The organism is Streptococcus hyovaginalis DSM 12219, from assembly GCF_000420785.1.
GTDB lineage: Bacteria > Bacillota > Bacilli > Lactobacillales > Streptococcaceae > Streptococcus > Streptococcus hyovaginalis.
In genome coordinates, this window is the sequence record NZ_ATVP01000001.1 from 40,027 (window position 1) to 55,763 (window position 15,737).

Below are 15,737 nucleotides of genomic sequence, written 5' to 3' on the forward strand. Positions count from 1 at the left end.
AGAGTGTTATGCAGATTTCAAATAAATTTACCATTGCCATTCATGCCTTGGCCTTTATCCATCTCTTTCAAGACCAGCAACGTGTCACCAGCAAGGTTTTGGCAAACAGCATTCAAGCCAATCCCGTTATCATTCGCTCGGTTCTATCTGGTTTGAAGGATGCGGGAATTGTAGATGCCAAGCAGGGTAGCGGCGGTTTTCGTTTAGCAAAGCCACTTGATGACATTAGTCTTTATGACATCTTTGTTACGGTTGACAATATCGATAAGAAAGGCTTGTTCAATTTTCATGAAAATCCCCATCCCGACTGTATCGTGGGGGGGAATATCCACGCAGCTGTGGACGACAAACTCGTCCAAGTCCAGACAGCTATGGAGAAAGAATTGAAAACGATGTATATGTCTGATGTTCTGGTTGACCTAGAAAAAGCCATTGAAGAAAAAGTGAAAAGGACTTAGTCTGATAAATAAGGACCAGAAGGGAGTGGGACAAAAATCGGTGACCCGTAGGGTTCGATGAGTCGTTAGCCCATCCCCGAACAGTTGAGTAGGGCTGTAAAAGCTGATAAAATCAGCTAATTAGAGTCCACTCAACCACTGCGTCAAGTTTAACTATTGAAAAAATTAAGGAGGCCAGGACTTTTGTCCCAGCCTCTTTTGGTTTTTTTATTGAAAGACTGTTACAGCTAAAGACTTGTTGAGGGGATAGGAAACAAAGCACTGCTATGACTAGCCAGGCTCATTTTTTCAGCTAAGGATGAGAAAAACCAACTGGTTGTTAGTGACTACTTATTTCAGCCGCCTTCCAATGTCCAAGTGTCACAGCCACTAAGGCTTCTACTGCCTGGTCCAAGCCATAGCTAGTCTGGGTCAGCCAGTAGGAGATAAAGCTGGTGATTCCCCCAGCAAAATAGTGGATGTAGTCCAAACTGACCTGTTTCTCCCAGCCACCGACATTCTGCGTCAGAGCGGTGATAATCATAGCCTGGACTTGCTTGGAAAAATCTTCCTGCGGCAACATCAACAGCTGAGTAAGCACACTCCGATTGTCCTCCACAGCGGTCAGGATATTGCTGAGATAGAGCTTCTCCGCCTCAAAATTCACTTCGGATAAACTCTCCACGACCGGTCGGCAACTCTCCTCAATGGCAATGACGATATTTGTGACGATGGCTTGATAGAGGTTTTCTTTCCCCTCGTAGTGCTGGTAAAAGGCATTGCGTGAGCAGTTGGCCAGTTTGCAAATGTCCGTGACAGCGATTTTTTGGAACTCCTTTTCTTTTAGGAGTTGTAACATAGCAGAGCGTAAATTATGTTCGGTCTTGATATAGCGTAAATCCTGGTTCATAGTGACAGCTTCTCCTTTTCTGTAACCTAAGTGACAGATGTTCATTTTCTGTCATTTGACGGATTAAAATGACAGATGTAACATAAAAAGTGTAACAAAAAGAAATGGAGAAATCAAATGGCAAACCGTATCACAGAAATTTTAGGTATTGAAAAACCAATCATCCAAGGACCGCTAGCTTGGTTGACCAATGGTCGCTACGTTGGTGCGGTCAGTGCTGCTGGAGGACTTGGAGTATTGGGTGTCAGTGCTGGCCAGTCTACCGCAGCAACCACTATTGAAGAAACTGTCGAAAACATGCGTCGCGAAATTCGTATCGCTCGTGAGTTGACAGACAAACCAATTGGATTAAATGTTTTTCCGGGAGCTTTCGAGAATGATCCCTACACGCAACCTATGTTGGATCTCATGGTAGAAGAAAAGGTTCCAGTCGTCGTCATGGTTGGCCAATTTTCTGCTGAGTGGGTAGCAAGATTCCATGAAAAAGGCATCAGAGTTGTCTTTCGTGCTGAAACCCCGACCGTTGAAAATACGGAAGAAGCCATTCAAGGTGGGGCAGATATTATCGTGGCGACAGGCTTTGACGAAGGCGGAACTGTTCCTCATAAGGTAGTGGGCACCTTTTCAATCGTCCCTATGATTGTGGATGCGGCAAAAGGTCGTGTGCCTGTCATGGCAGCAGGCGGGATTGCCGATGCTCGCACAGCACGAGCTGCCTTTGCTTTAGGAGCAGAAGGACTCTTTGTCGGAACAGCCTTCATGATGAGTGAGGAGTCAATCTTAGCACAAAACATCAAAGAACAGGCTCTGAAATCGAATGCTAGTGATTTGCTTCTTTACCGCACAGTCCCAGCCTACTACCGTTCATTGCCAGGAGAAATTCCAAATAAACTTTTGGAAATGAGCCAGGCTGGTGCCAGCGAAGAGGAAATTTATGAAGTACAACGAGGCTATTATGGAATGCGTGACGGTATGCTTTTCGGCGATTTGAGCAAAGGCTTCGCCTCCTTTGGTCTGGGAATTTCTATGATTGACAAGATTGAACCAGTAGCAGTTATTATGGATAAATTGATGAGTGGCATTGAGGACTTAGTGTAAGATGGCAGACAAAAAACAAATGGTACTCGGCTTAGCTATGTTTGGTGCAACTGGTTCGAACTTGAAATCCTGGACGGCCCCAGAAGCTAAATTGACAGAGTATCCCAACGTTTCAGTAGATATCAAGGCGGCTCAGCTGGCAGAAAAAGGGAAATTCCAATTTATGTTTTTCGGAGATTTTCCGGGAATAAAAGCCAGTGATAATGGTGATATGCAGACTATGGGGATGGATCCTCTCTTGATTGCTAGCATCATTAGTAGTCATACCAAGCGAATTGGGTTTGGGGTGACTCGGGCAACTTCCTGGTCCAATCCTTACGAACTGGCTAGACAGTTCAAAACCTTGGATGCTGTCAGCAAGGGGCGTGCTGCTTGGAATGCTGTCACAGGGGCAAATGGGATCAGTGCACAAGCATACGGTGTAAATTTGAATTTTGACCGCTATAGCAAAGCCTACGAATTTACAGAGATGGTCCAACACCTTTGGTCAACTTGGGGTGAGGATGCCTTGCAGCTCAACTATTCGACCAAGGAGTTTGCGGATTACAGCCAAGTTAAGACAGTAAACATTAAAGGGGAGTATGTGCAGACCACAGGTACGCTGCCTATTCCACCATCCAAGCAAGGTCAGCCCGTCATCATCCATTCGGGTGGTTCTGAAAACAGCATCGCCTTCGCAGGTAAATATGCAGATGTCTTTGTCGGTGAATTATATACCATTGAACAAGGGCAGGCCATGCGTCAAGCGTTGCGGGATGCAGCTGTTGCTAATGGTCGCAAGCCAGATGATATCAAGTTTATCGCAGGTGTTATGCCGCTGATGGGGGCGACCAAGAAAGAAGCCATTGAACGCCATGGGACCTTCATCGATGGAAAGACACTTCTACAACGCATGGCCTATATCGGTCATATTCTAGGAGTGGAGTTCACGCTTGCGGACATTGAGCAGCCGATTTCTTCAGCTATTTTGGACGCTGTTCAGATTACGCCTTTCAGTGACCCACGAACTGAAAATGTCATTCGTGTGGCGCGTGAGGGTTGGACCCTGCGTGAAGTGGTTTATCATTCAGTGATTGACTTCCACCCAGCTGCAGTTGGTACTCCCCAAGATATTGCTGATTATTTGACAGACTGGTTTGAGGCAGGGGCTGCGGATGGATTCTGGGTTATGCCCGACTCCTATGGAGTTGATTTGCCACGCTTTGTTGATGAAGTTGTTCCAATTCTCCAAGAACGTGGTATCTTCCATAAGGACTATGAGGGTGAAACATTGCGTGACCACCTCGGTCTTGATTACCAGTATGGCGTGAGACAATAGTAAACTGACAACCATATACAAAAAAGACTTAGAGTGACTGAACATCAGTTGTCTAAGTCTTTTTGCTTGGTCTTGTCAAGACAGTTGGTATGCTTGTCCTATTGCTCTCCCATCAACCGCATGATGTCATCGGGGCTTTCCTTACAGCCTCTAGCAACCCAGGTTTTGAGCACTCGGAAAAATCCTCCAACAATGAATTGCAGGTGAAAATCATCGGTCAAGTCCCCCAGTCTTTCTTTGAAGTAGCGCTCCAAGACCTCCTCGAGCAAGTAGTCCAAATGGTTGGCTGTCAACAATCTAATCTTATCCTGTTGCTCATACCAAAAGTCAAAAAATTGCCGTAAAGCTAGTAAGAGATGAGCATCTGACCAATCCGACAAGTCAATCTGCAGCTTTGACAACCATGCTTGCAACTCCAAGTTGAAGGACCGTTCGAGCACCTCTTCCTTATTGGAAAAGTTTCGGTAAAAGGTCACCCGACCGATGCCGGCTCGCTCCACCAACTCAGACACACTAATCTTTTCAAAGGATTTGTCTTCCAGCAACTCCCACAAAGCCTCCACGACACTCTCCACAAATAACGACTCTTTCCGCTTTACTCTTTCCATGCGAAACACTTCCTTTCAGTTGTTTCCTTTTGGGCAAATAGCAGAGCCGGGACTAGTTTTCATGCCCATCATCTGCTAAACTAAGAAAAAACGAAACACTTGTTTCTGAAAATATACCATAAAGGACAGAAAAAAGAAAGTATGAAAAAAGTTTGGAAAATAGTAGCAGCTGTAACAGTTGTACTAGCCTTGCTTGGCTTTATTGCCTACAAAAAGACATTTGGCTGGTCAGCTCCTGAGCTTGTTCATCAGACCCCACAAGTGAATGAATGGTACCGCCTTAGTCTCGAAGGGGTTGTAGATTCTCAGGGCAATCAGGCACACGGGCTGCTTCGTATCGGTAAAGAGAAGAATAAGGTGATGGTCTATTTCTTCGGTGGTGGTGTGAGTATCAATGAAGAGACTGCTAGTGGTGGCACACGCTATTTTTCGACCACAACTGACCGTCAAGATTATGTCGCAACTTGGGGAATTGGAAGTCCTCAGGAAGACAATCCATTTAAGGACTGGACTATGATTGTCCTTCCTTATGGGACAGGTGATTTTCATGCAGGGACTCAGGATTTTTCCTATGTAGATAATAATGGGAAAGAGCGGGTAGTGCATCATCAAGGTTATTCCAATCTGATGAGTATTTTAGCAGCAGCCAAGTCTCACATAGGTAATCCAGATACGCTTCTGGTAACTGGATTTTCAGCTGGTGGGTTTGCAACATCATTGCTTGCGGACGAAGTGATTTCACAATTTCCCACCGCAGAGAATGTCACAGTTGCAGTTGACAGTGCCTTTTTGAGACATGATAATTGGAAAAGCATAGCAGAAAATGTCTGGAAGACACCGACTTCCATTAGTGACCGCCTACATTCAGACAATATTGTTCTAGATAGCTTAGTAGCCCTCCATGAGAAGCGAGGGGATAGGGTTAAGATATTGTTTGATATTTCCTATCGAGATGGGATTCTTCAGCAATATCAATCCTATATTGACCAAGGGAAACTAGCAGATGCAACAAAAGCGAGCAGTGATGACTTTCAAATCAGGCTCAAACAGATGGTACAAGAACTGCAAACTCAGATTGAGGGAGTGGGTGTTTTTATCTGGAATTATGGTCAAGATGATAAAACCACAGCTACTCAGCACACCACCATTAACTTCTCAACATTCTTTACCCCTATGTCTCAAGACAAGAGTGTGGCTGATTGGCTACATGATGCTGTCAATGGACAGGTAAACAGTTATGGATTAGAACTATTAGATTAGGAGAACAAGATGAAAAAATTCAAAAAATTTATCTTATGGACCCTTGGTATTGTAGCTAGTCTCGGTATCATTGTCTATGTGTTGGTTACCAATCATCCGCAGTTGGTAGTCGGGGGCATTCAATCGTTTATGTACAAGGAAAGTTCACCGAACTCTTACAGTCCTCTTTATGATCCCATTGATGGCTTGAAAGAAAATGGTCAGTATCTGAAAAGTGAGATTGCCTATAGCAAGGACTATCCCAACAGCCTTTTAGATATTACCTATCCAGACCCAAATTTGGAAGCTGACCGTCCAACCCTCTTCTATTTCCACGGTGGTGGATTCTTTGGAGGAAGCAAAAATATGGGTGATCCACTGGCTGCCAGCCAATCAACCTATCTCATTGACGATATCGTTTCAAAAGGTTACAACGTTGTCAATGTTGACTATGCGCTTGTGCCAGACTATCATTTTCCAACGCCGGTGATTCAAATGAATCAGGCCATCGCCTACATGAAGGAACACGCTGAAGAATACCATTTGAACATGGACAATGTCGTCTTGATGGGCTCATCAGCAGGTGCCATCATGGTAGCACAATACGGTAGCCTCTTAGCCAACAATGATTACGCTCAGCTATTGAACATTGAACCAAGTATTGCAAAAGAATATGTCAAGGCTCTGGTCATCGACGACGCTCCCTTAGATTACGCCAAGTTTAGCTTAAGCACGAAGATTTTGGTTGGAAATTATGTTTCAGAAACCATTTATCTCAGTGAAGAAGAAATCAATGCCTATAACCCGATTTCCCAAGTGAACAAGGACTACCCAGCTAGTTTCCTTCTGGGAAGCGAATATCGAACAGATATGGTGTCGCTCAATAAGGCCTTGAAGCAATCAGGAGTTGAAAATGAATTGGTCGATCCTTTAGCAGAAGAAGGCCTTGAAAAGCCTCATGGTTTTGTGGCGAATTTACGGACTGACCCGGTGTCTGCCAAAGCATTTGAGCGGTTGTTGGCTTTTATCAATGAACGAATAAAGGAGTAAATGGATGTCATCAACTATCCGAAAGCAGTACATCGTTTCATCGAGACTAACAATCCTGAGAACTAATAGGAGTGACCGCAGGTATGGCCCGTGTGATTAATGCTGAGTAGGAAAGTCTAGCAAAATAGGCAGAAACAGCCGTTAGGGGATTGGTTGTGAGCTTATTAGACACCTTTTATGATACCTACTGGATTGTTCAAGAAAAAGAATTAGGCAAATCCCATAAAAAATAGACAGTCTAACGAGTGCTTAAAATGCAAGAATTGCTTGGGTTAAGATAAAAATCTGAATATAGGAAAGTGTAAAAATCTATATCATCAAAAATATTAAAAAGCTATTCATTAAAAGAAAAAAATTATCCTAATTCTTCAGGAGAGAGCTTCAGCATAATTTTCGAGTAATAACTGATATTTTTCCATTATGATGTGGAGACAAGATTTTTCAAGGCGACTATAGAGGATTATTTTTTATTCTGTCACGTGCTCTTAGAAAAAATTAGTCAATCATTTTTGAAAAAATAAACATAAATTCATAATGGTACGCCATCAGAAATTACTCGAGGAATAGGTGGCTAATAAAGGAAGTTCCCCACTATCCGGGATGAGTTCCCTTAGATTCCTCAGATAAGTTGTCTTTCATATAATTGGATAAAATATCCTATCCAATAGCAAAAGAAATGGTAGCTGATAGTCTTGGGGTTGATAGAGAAGTCGACATTTTTTGCCAGAAGTTGTGTAATCATTATACAACTCTAGATGAAGTGATACTCAGACAGAGTTTCTCAATGGTTTCTGTGATGAAATTAGGCGCTTTCTCCTAACGCGATTCGTGTTGCCAGCCTTCTGGATTTCGATAGAGGATAACTTAGTTTCATAAGTGGATGCTTATTTAGACATGAAAACACCTCCGCTTGCTATTTTACTAGAATGCAACGGAGGTATGTTGTTGGAGGTGGTACCAAGTCTCAACCTTTTTAGCAATGTCAGCTTTGATAAAAGAGTTACTCTAGACAATAAAGGATAAGATTAGGAATAAAATAGATAGGCCTCCCTGTTTGGCTAGGATTGAAGGGTTGACCGTTAGGCCACCGTAAGCTGCAACACCTAGAATATAAAAGTGGATCAAGCGTGAGATTTCGACTTGATTACTGGTTACAAAGGCTGCGTAAAGAAGTCCTAAAGCGATGAGCAAGTTATAGACACCTTGATTTTTAAAGGAGTTGTTGAGAGACTTTTGTTTCAAATCCTCTACCTTCATTCCGAAAGTGTCGGCAGTTTTTTGGGAATCTGTTTTGATGGTCTCCAAGTAGAAGATGTAAGCAAAGAGAAGAGCAGTAATGATAGAAATCAGTTGTAAAATAAGTGACATGATGGTCCTTTCAAATGGGTTATGAATGTATTGTGACGTATGGATAAATGAGTGTCGCAAAACGGCTAGGAGGTTTATTTAAATCTTGTGACTTCCTCAGCTGATAGTCGCACAGATGGGTAACCTTGATCTAGGGCTTTGCCAATGGAAATAATCATAATCGGTAAATAACGATCGCTGTCCATACCAAAGGCTTGCCCGACCTGGTCTTCTTCAAAACCACCGATAGCATTGGTATCATAGCCGTAGGAGCGTGCAACAAGCATGAATTGCATGGCTGCTAAACTACTATCAATGGTAATGACGCGATCCATTTTTTCCTTTGAGTAAGATTGGTAAGTTGGGAGGATAACATTTAGTTGGGCGTCACGAACATCAGCTGGCATTTTACCTTCTTCAACCGCTTGATTGTAAATCTTCTCACCATTTTCATAACATTGTCTATCTCCAAAGATAAGAATCATGGCAGATGAACTATCGTTTTGGAGTGTATTGAAGCGGATGAGCGGTTTTAACTTGGCTTTTTCTTCCTCAGACTCTACGATAACAAAGCGCCAAGGTTGCATATTAACAGATGAAGGCGCTCTAAAGGCTTCATCAAGCATCTGTAACATGTCTTCTCTAGGAATTTTGACGCTGGGGTCGTATGAACGAAGAGAACGTCTCTCCAGGGTAATCTTATCGAATTGATTGTTAATGCGTTGCATGAGTGCTCCTTTTATTTAATCGTGCACGATTGATTTTGATGTAGTATAGCATGACTAGCTGCTGGTGTCAAATGAGACGCTAGACATTGTGAAGTCTGCTAAAATTTGGTAAACTGTAGCAATTAAAGGAGCCAAAGATGAAAGAAAATAATGAATTAGTCGGTGAATTATGCTTATCATTTTACAGTGTTTATAAATTATTCAGCCAATATTATACCAAACTACTATCTGAGTTTGATCTTACTTACACACAGTATTTGGTTTTAATGGTTCTTTGGAAAAATCCTAGGCAAACCTTGAGTGAAGTTGGCAAGCGTTTAGACCTTTCTAGTAACACCTTGACGCCCTTGTTCAAGAGGTTAGAAGAAAAGGGCTATATCAAACGAATTAAAACTGATGCAGATAAGCGTCAACTCTATATTGAGTTAACAGGTGCTGGTAAAGCACTCGAACTTGAGGTCTTGTCAAAAATCAAAGAAACCTATCAACAATTAGACCAACTGGATGAGCAACAAGTTGCTAATACTATCAAAAATAATAACTTATTGATCAAAATCCTACAGGAAGCCAAGGATAGGTAAAGAACTTGGTGTTAAAGTTGGTATTCCATTTTCTATGAGATAATTAAAGGATAGGTGAGATTTTTAGTGAAAACACTGTCCTATAGACCAACCTTTCATAAGCTTGAGTGATATTCATTGCTAAATAAGTAGTAAAACCTTGTTTTCAGGGCTTTTTCTTATATCAGAAATTGTTTGTTTGATAATAGTAAAAATATTATACTAATTTATTGACAGAATATATCGTTGGCATTATACTGTTTATAGAAAGTCAAAAATTTTTACTAAAAAAAGAAGAGTTAGATATGAAAGCAGTAGTGGTTTCAAAAGCAGGTAGTCCAGAGGTCTTGGAGCTTATTCAGCGTGATATTCCCAAAATCAAGCCAGACTGGACTTTAGTGAAGGTCATGGGATTTGGTATCAATCATTCTGAGATTTTCACCAGACAGGGATTGTCGCCAAGCGTGACCTTTCCTCGGATTTTGGAGATTGAATTGGTCGGCCTTGTGGAAGAAAGCAGTGACAGGCAGCGTTTCCCGGTTGGGCAAAAAGTGGTCTCCATCATGGGGGATCTGGGTTGGGCTTTTGATGGCGGCTATGCCGAGTATGCCTTGGTGCCCAACCGCAGTCTTTACACGATTGAGACGGATTTGAACTGGGCAGACTTAGCTGCGGTTCCTGAGACTTACTATACTGCCTTTGGCGCTATGAAAAACCTCAAAATCGAGGCGAAGGATAGGATTTTGGTTCGGGCTGGATCAAGTGGTGTCGGTCAGGCCTTTGCCAAGTTGGTGCGCAGCCAGTTTCCAGACATGAATCTGGTGGCCTCCGTCCGCAATCTAGCCAAGGAAGAGCAGCTGCTCACCGCAGGTTTTTCCAAAGCCATCCTCGAAAAAGACGGGCGTCTGCAAACTCAAGAGACTTTCACTAAAATCTTTGAACTGGTCGGTCCAGCTACTATCAAAGATTCGCTGGCCCATCTAGAAGAGGATGGCATCATCAGCTCGACGGGTCAGCTGGGTGGCAAGTGGTATCTGGAGGATTTTGACCCGATCGAAATGCTGGGTAACAATGTCTATTTGACAACTTTCGCCTCTGGCAATGTCAATCAGGTAAAATTACAAGATATGTTTGACTATATAAAGATCTACGATGTGCCTGTCAGTCCGGAAAAAATCTACACCATTGATCAAATCCAAACAGCTCATGCCTATCTAGAGAGCAAGGAAAGTTTTGGCAAGATTGTTGTGCTCAATCATCAGGAGGTTTAAGATGACAGATATTCGTAAGGAAACTAAGCAACTCATGCGCCTCTTTGACCAGCAGGGCAATCTCTATGAAAATTATGCACGCCAACACGGTCTACAAGGTAAATCGCTCAATATTCTGCTCTGGATTTATTACAATCCTCAAGGTGTGACCCAGAATTGGATTTGCAAGAAAACCTATTCGACCAAGCAGGTAGTCCATGCCACTATTAAAAATTGGCAGGCCAAGGGCTATTTGTATTTCAAGGAAAATGACAAAGATCGCCGTCACAAATTGCTCTTTTTGACGGAAATTGGTCGAGCCTTTGCCTCAGCCATTCTGGATCCCCTGGAGGAGATGGAAATGATGGCTATGTCAACCTTGACAGCGGAGGAACGAGCGGTTTTGCTGAACGTTTTTGGTAAATACAGTAATGCCGTGACGGCTCTATTGACGGAAAAGAAAGAGGAATTAGATGATTGAGTATCAAAACGTCTCCCATTCCTATCAGGGAAATGGTAATATTTTAAAGCAGTTAACCTTTACGATTAAGGAAGGTGAATTTTTTGTTCTGGTTGGTCCCAGCGGTAGCGGTAAGACAACAACGCTCAAGCTGATTAACCGCTTGATTGAGCAGACGGATGGTGACATTCTCTTTCAAGGTAAGCGTCTTAAAGATTATGACTTGCGGGAACTGCGTCTGGAAACGGGTTATGTCCTGCAACAAATCGCCCTCTTTCCCAATCTAACAGTGGCAGAGAATATTGCCCTCATTCCTGAGATGAAGGGGATGGACAAGGCGGAGATTGTAGCCAAAACCCGTCAACTCTTGACCAAGGTTGGCTTAGATCCAGACCAATACTTGTCGCGCCTGCCTCAAGATTTGTCCGGGGGAGAACGTCAGCGGGTTGGTATTCTTCGTGCTATCATTGCCAATCCTAAGGTCTTACTGATGGACGAGCCTTTCTCGGCCTTGGACCCTATCAGCAAGGATCAGTTGCAGGAGTTGATTAAGGATTTGCATGAGGAATTTGGAATGACGACGGTCTTTGTCACCCACGATATGGACGAGGCGGTCAAATTGGCTGATCGGATTAGCCTGATGAAAGACGGCCAGATTGTCCAGATTGGGACGCCAGATGAATTGCGCTATCAACCTGCAAACGACTTTGTCCGTCAATTTATGCAAACTAGGGGAGGTGCCTGATGAATATTATTGATACCTTTATCGAACGACAAGGTGACTGGGTAACGGCCCTCTTTGAGCACCTGCGCATTTCACTCTTGGCGCTTCTGATTGCCATAGTCATTGCAGTCCCGCTGGGCTTGATTTTGTCCAATAAGAAACGCCTAACCGAGTGGAGCCTGCAAATCACAGGGATTTTTCAAACCATTCCCTCGCTGGCTCTTCTTGGGCTCTTCATTCCTTTTATGGGAATTGGTACTCTGCCTGCGGTTGTGGCTCTGGTTATCTATGCGGTCTTTCCCATTTTACAGGCGACTTTGACTGGGCTTGGCGAAATCGACCCTTATCTCGAAGAGGCAGCGACGGCCTTCGGGATGACCAAGTGGGAGAAGCTGAAGAAGTTTGAGTTGGCTCTAGCCATGCCCATTCTCATGTCGGGTGTACGGACGGCGGCTATTATGATTATCGGGACGGCGACGCTGGCTGCCTTGGTCGGAGCTGGTGGTCTGGGCTCCTTTATCCTCTTAGGAATTGATCGCAATGATTCTGCCCTCATCTTGATTGGTGCGGTGTCATCAGCTCTCTTGGCGGTCATTTTCGGCTATGCTGTCAAGCTCCTGCAAAATAAGAAACCCAAGACCATTTTGACGGCCCTTCTAGTTGCTTTATTGGCGGTTGGATCTAGCTATCTTCCAACCTTTAAAGCTCAACCAAAACAAGTGGTCATTGCGGGAAAATTGGGGGCTGAGCCTGAAGTTCTTATCAATCTCTACAAGCTTTTGATTGAGGATCAGACCGATATTTCTGTTGAAGTCAAGCCCAATTTTGGTAAGACATCTTTTCTCTATGAGGCACTCAAGTCTGGTTCTATTGACATTTATCCCGAATTTTCAGGAACGATTACAACCACTCTTTTGAAAAATCCTCCAACAAATTTATCCAACGATCCTGAGAAAGTATACAGCTATGCTCGCGATGCCATTTCGGCACAAGATGATCTAGTCTATCTGAAGCCGACTGCCTTCCAAGATACCTATGCTTTAGCAGTTAAAGAGGACTATGCCAAGGAAAACGGTCTTGAGACCATTTCGGATTTGATCAAAGTTGAGTCGAGTGCGGCAGCAGGCTTTTCTCTGGAGTTTAACGACCGCGAGGATGGCAATATCGGTCTGCAAAAACGCTACGGACTCAACCTCAATGTCAAAACCATGGAACCTGCCTTGCGCTACGAGGCCATTAAAAACAATGATGTTCAGATTGTAGATGCCTATTCGACGGATAGCAAGCTACTTACTTACAAACTCAAAGTTCTTGAGGACGACAAGCAACTCTTCCCGCCTTATCAGGCCGCTCCGCTATTGTCCCAAAAAACATTGGAAAAATACCCAGAGCTTGAGCCTGTTCTCAACAAACTGGTGGACAAAATCAGCGTTGAGGAAATGACACAGATGAACTATGCGGTCGACGTTGAAGGCAAGTCAGCAGAAGATGTGGCGCGTCAGTATTTGGAAAAAGAGGGATTGGTGAATTAGGAGAAATAACATGTCTAAACAACTTGAAAATGCGAAAAATCTATATCTTCGTGGTATTCGTGACGGTGAAATTAAGGAAGTTCACGAACACTATATGGGTGCTAGCTATACGCAACACAGTACAGGTGTCCCTGATGAAAAAGCAGGTTTTGCAAGCTTCTTTGAAGATTTCTTTAAGCGTCATCCTAAGCGTGACATCACGATTGTCCGAACGATTGAAGATGGTAATTTTGTTTTCGTCCATGTCCATCAGAAACTTAACGATGGGGAGTCTCAGTGGGTGACGGCAGATATTTTCCGCTCAGATGACGAAGGCCGTATTGTTGAACACTGGGATGTTATTGACGCTTATCCAACTTCTATTGGGGACTTTGATCCGATCTATGGAGACTTCAGCCTGACAGATTTGGATAAGACGGAAGACAACAAAAAGCTGGTCCGTCGTTTCTTGGTAGATGTTTTGCAAAATGGGGAGGTTGACCTCTTTGATCATTATGTGTCTGAGGGCCTCATTCAGCATAATCAAGAGATACCCCAAGGAGGTTCAGCCTATAAAGAGTATTTGGTGGACAAGCAGGTTAACTATGACTTTGTCTTTAAAGTGATGGGACAAGGTGACTATGTGGTGGCCTATTCCAAGGTCTGGATTGCAGGTCAGGACTATGCCCACTTTGATATCTTTCGCTTGAAAGATGGCAAGATTGTCGAACATTGGGACAATAAAGAAGTCATGCCTGCGAAGGCAGACTTGACCAACCTTGGTAAATTTTAAGAAAATGTGACAAATCTCTCATTCAATCATGTGGAGGAGTTACTGAGCGGCAAAAGCAATCTAGTACCTTTAGGGACGGAGCAGGAGGCCAATAACGTGGGACCGACTTTGTTAAAAAAGACTTTTACCTTTCATGCAGTGCAGGATGGCCGCTTGATTACCGGGCAAAATCCTATGTCAGGTAGGGCAGTGGCGAGCTTATTGGTTGCAAGTTTTGGGAAGAGCTAATCTCTTTGGTGAGCAATTGTTTTTGCGATGTTTCAAAAGAAATGATCATTACTCTCTAAAAATCAATCCTGGAGTTGGAACCAGGATTTTTTTGTTCTCTAATAAACGATCAGTTACCTAGGTATCGCTTGGAAAATGTGATGCTATAAAAATGTATTCTGTCATTTTGGGCTATTTCGATGTGTTTTAGTTGACACTTGAGTGCTTGTTCAAGTATACTCATAATAGTTGAATGAACATTCAAGTGTTATGAAAGGATAAAGAATGCTAACAGTTCAAAATGATTCTCAATTAGTTGACCGAATGGTTGTCTTTTTTAAACAGCTGGGCTATTCCACTCGCGTCCGCATTTTATGCTATCTCATACAGGAACCGCGCAAAGTCAGTGATATTGCTGTTCACCTGAACATGACCCTATCATCCGTTTCGCACCAATTACGGGTTTTACGCGAAGCTGGCTTGGTCAGTGGGCAACGGCAAGGTAAGACCATCACCTATCAAATAAAGGATGACCACGTTGCTACCATCATTCAAAACACCCTCGACCACTTGGCCCATAGTCAGGGGGATGCTTATGACCTCTGATAAAACTATCTTAGTTGCCTTTCTCTTAAATGCTTTTTTTGCCATTGTTGAGCTGATAGGTGGCGTACTGACTGGTAGTGTCGCTATTTTTTCCGATGCCATCCATGATTTAGGCGACGCGGTTGCCATCGGCATTGCTTATGGTTTGGAGCGCAAGTCGAAGCAAGAACCTGATGACACTTATAGTTATGGCTACCAACGCTACTCTATTTTAGGGTCTATTATCACAACCGTGATTTTATTAGTTGGCTCTAGCCTCGTCATTTACCATGCGATCGAGCGGTTGTGGCATCCCGTTCCTGTTCAATACAATGGTATGATTCTCTTAGCTATTATGGGATTGAGTGTGAATGTTATCGCATCCATGAAAACCAGAAAAGGGGATTCTCTGAATCAAAAAGCGGTAAATCTTCATATGTTGGAAGATGTCCTGGGGTGGGGAATTGTTCTCATAGGTGCACTCATCATGCGCGTGACGCACTTTTATTGGCTAGATGCCGTCATGTCTATTGGCGTTTCTGTATTTATTTTTTATAATGCTTATCGCAATTTCGTTCAGTCTTTAGATATCTTTTTGGAAAAAGTTCCCACTGGACTGTCTATTTCTGATGTGACGGCTTGCTTAAAAGAAATCAAAGCCCTAGATAGTGTGCATCATGTGCATATTTGGAGTCTTGATGGACAACATCACTATGCGACTTTGCATGCGGTTACTGACAGCCCGAGTATTGCCTTGAAAGAAGCGATCCGAAAACAAGTCGCCAAGCAGGGAATTTCACATGTGACTATTGAATTTGAGGGCTCCAGTGAAGATTGTGTGCAAAAAGTGTGCGCCACTGATCGTGAAGAGCTATTTTTAGCAGGTCATCACCATGCACACTAAACAATCAT

19 protein-coding genes are annotated in these 15,737 nt (G+C 43.2%); 14 read left to right on the forward strand and 5 right to left on the reverse strand.

The window, feature by feature from the left end; genetic code table 11:
• Positions 1-8 precede the first annotated feature (8 nt).
• On the forward strand, positions 9-458 hold the full coding sequence (locus tag G574_RS0100195) for an Rrf2 family transcriptional regulator (protein ID WP_029187645.1): 450 nt from the start codon (positions 9-11) through the stop codon (positions 456-458).
• Positions 459-777: 319 nt separating this feature from the next.
• On the opposite strand, the gene G574_RS11055 is transcribed toward G574_RS0100195, so the two are convergent.
• On the reverse strand, positions 778-1,347 hold the full coding sequence (locus tag G574_RS11055) for a TetR/AcrR family transcriptional regulator (protein ID WP_029690427.1): 570 nt from the start codon (positions 1,345-1,347) through the stop codon (positions 778-780).
• 117 nt (positions 1,348-1,464) lie between these two features.
• Between G574_RS11055 and G574_RS0100205 the strand changes: the two genes are divergently transcribed.
• Positions 1,465-2,445: an NAD(P)H-dependent flavin oxidoreductase gene (locus tag G574_RS0100205; RefSeq protein ID WP_029690428.1), complete on the forward strand. Its 981-nt coding sequence runs from the start codon at positions 1,465-1,467 to the stop codon at positions 2,443-2,445.
• 1 nt (position 2,446) lies between these two features.
• A complete protein-coding gene (locus G574_RS0100210; protein ID WP_029690429.1) occupies positions 2,447-3,763 on the forward strand; it encodes an NtaA/DmoA family FMN-dependent monooxygenase in 1,317 nt (438 codons plus the stop codon).
• Positions 3,764-3,861: 98 nt separating this feature from the next.
• Here the strand turns inward: G574_RS0100210 and G574_RS0100215 are convergent, their stop codons facing one another.
• Positions 3,862-4,371 carry a TetR/AcrR family transcriptional regulator gene (locus G574_RS0100215; protein ID WP_029690430.1) on the reverse strand — a complete coding sequence of 170 codons (510 nt, stop codon included), beginning with the start codon at positions 4,369-4,371 and terminating at the stop codon, positions 3,862-3,864.
• 141 nt (positions 4,372-4,512) lie between these two features.
• Between G574_RS0100215 and G574_RS0100220 the strand changes: the two genes are divergently transcribed.
• Positions 4,513-5,631 carry a pectin acetylesterase-family hydrolase gene (locus G574_RS0100220; protein WP_029690431.1) on the forward strand — a complete coding sequence of 373 codons (1,119 nt, stop codon included), beginning with the start codon at positions 4,513-4,515 and terminating at the stop codon, positions 5,629-5,631.
• Between the two features lie 9 nt (positions 5,632-5,640).
• Positions 5,641-6,660, forward strand: a complete 1,020-nt coding sequence (locus G574_RS0100225) for an alpha/beta hydrolase (protein ID WP_029690432.1) — start codon at positions 5,641-5,643, stop codon at positions 6,658-6,660.
• Positions 6,661-6,706: 46 nt separating this feature from the next.
• Here G574_RS0100225 and G574_RS11980 read toward each other — a convergent pair whose 3' ends face one another.
• From G574_RS11980 to G574_RS0100235, 3 genes are all read right to left on the reverse strand, one after another.
• Positions 6,707-6,832: a hypothetical protein gene (locus G574_RS11980; RefSeq protein ID WP_425423275.1), complete on the reverse strand. Its 126-nt coding sequence runs from the start codon at positions 6,830-6,832 to the stop codon at positions 6,707-6,709.
• A gap of 833 nt (positions 6,833-7,665) precedes the next feature.
• Complete coding sequence (locus tag G574_RS0100230) at positions 7,666-8,028, reverse strand: DUF1304 domain-containing protein (protein ID WP_029690433.1); 363 nt, start codon at positions 8,026-8,028, stop codon at positions 7,666-7,668.
• Positions 8,029-8,102: 74 nt separating this feature from the next.
• Complete coding sequence (locus G574_RS0100235) at positions 8,103-8,735, reverse strand: nitroreductase family protein (RefSeq protein WP_029690434.1); 633 nt, start codon at positions 8,733-8,735, stop codon at positions 8,103-8,105.
• Between the two features lie 137 nt (positions 8,736-8,872).
• Here G574_RS0100235 and G574_RS0100240 point away from each other — a divergent pair, with 137 nt between their 5' ends.
• The 9 genes from G574_RS0100240 to G574_RS0100280 all read left to right on the forward strand — a co-directional run bounded on the left by G574_RS0100240 (position 8,873) and on the right by G574_RS0100280 (position 15,729).
• Positions 8,873-9,316, forward strand: coding sequence for a MarR family winged helix-turn-helix transcriptional regulator (locus G574_RS0100240; RefSeq protein WP_029690435.1), 444 nt, complete (start codon positions 8,873-8,875; stop codon positions 9,314-9,316).
• 284 nt (positions 9,317-9,600) lie between these two features.
• Entirely contained in the window at positions 9,601-10,566 is a 966-nt protein-coding gene (locus G574_RS0100245; protein ID WP_029690436.1) for an alcohol dehydrogenase catalytic domain-containing protein, read from the forward strand.
• 1 nt (position 10,567) lies between these two features.
• Entirely contained in the window at positions 10,568-11,026 is a 459-nt protein-coding gene (locus G574_RS0100250) for a MarR family winged helix-turn-helix transcriptional regulator (protein WP_029690437.1), read from the forward strand.
• Complete coding sequence (locus tag G574_RS0100255) at positions 11,019-11,750, forward strand: ABC transporter ATP-binding protein (RefSeq protein ID WP_029690438.1); 732 nt, start codon at positions 11,019-11,021, stop codon at positions 11,748-11,750. Before G574_RS0100250 ends, G574_RS0100255 begins: the two co-directional genes overlap by 8 nt.
• Positions 11,747-13,261 (forward strand): ABC transporter permease/substrate-binding protein, encoded by a 1,515-nt coding sequence (locus G574_RS0100260; protein ID WP_211209666.1) that lies wholly within the window; start codon positions 11,747-11,749, stop codon positions 13,259-13,261. Before G574_RS0100255 ends, G574_RS0100260 begins: the two co-directional genes overlap by 4 nt.
• A 10-nt stretch (positions 13,262-13,271) precedes the next feature.
• On the forward strand, positions 13,272-14,033 hold the full coding sequence (locus tag G574_RS0100265) for a nuclear transport factor 2 family protein (protein ID WP_029690440.1): 762 nt from the start codon (positions 13,272-13,274) through the stop codon (positions 14,031-14,033).
• 96 nt (positions 14,034-14,129) lie between these two features.
• Positions 14,130-14,261 (forward strand): hypothetical protein, encoded by a 132-nt coding sequence (locus G574_RS11870; RefSeq protein WP_281167009.1) that lies wholly within the window; start codon positions 14,130-14,132, stop codon positions 14,259-14,261.
• Between the two features lie 264 nt (positions 14,262-14,525).
• Positions 14,526-14,846, forward strand: coding sequence for an ArsR/SmtB family transcription factor (locus G574_RS0100275; protein WP_051130505.1), 321 nt, complete (start codon positions 14,526-14,528; stop codon positions 14,844-14,846).
• Positions 14,836-15,729, forward strand: a complete 894-nt coding sequence (locus tag G574_RS0100280) for a cation diffusion facilitator family transporter (protein WP_037590497.1) — start codon at positions 14,836-14,838, stop codon at positions 15,727-15,729. The genes G574_RS0100275 and G574_RS0100280 overlap by 11 nt, the downstream gene beginning before the upstream one ends.
• Positions 15,730-15,737: the final 8 nt, after the last annotated feature.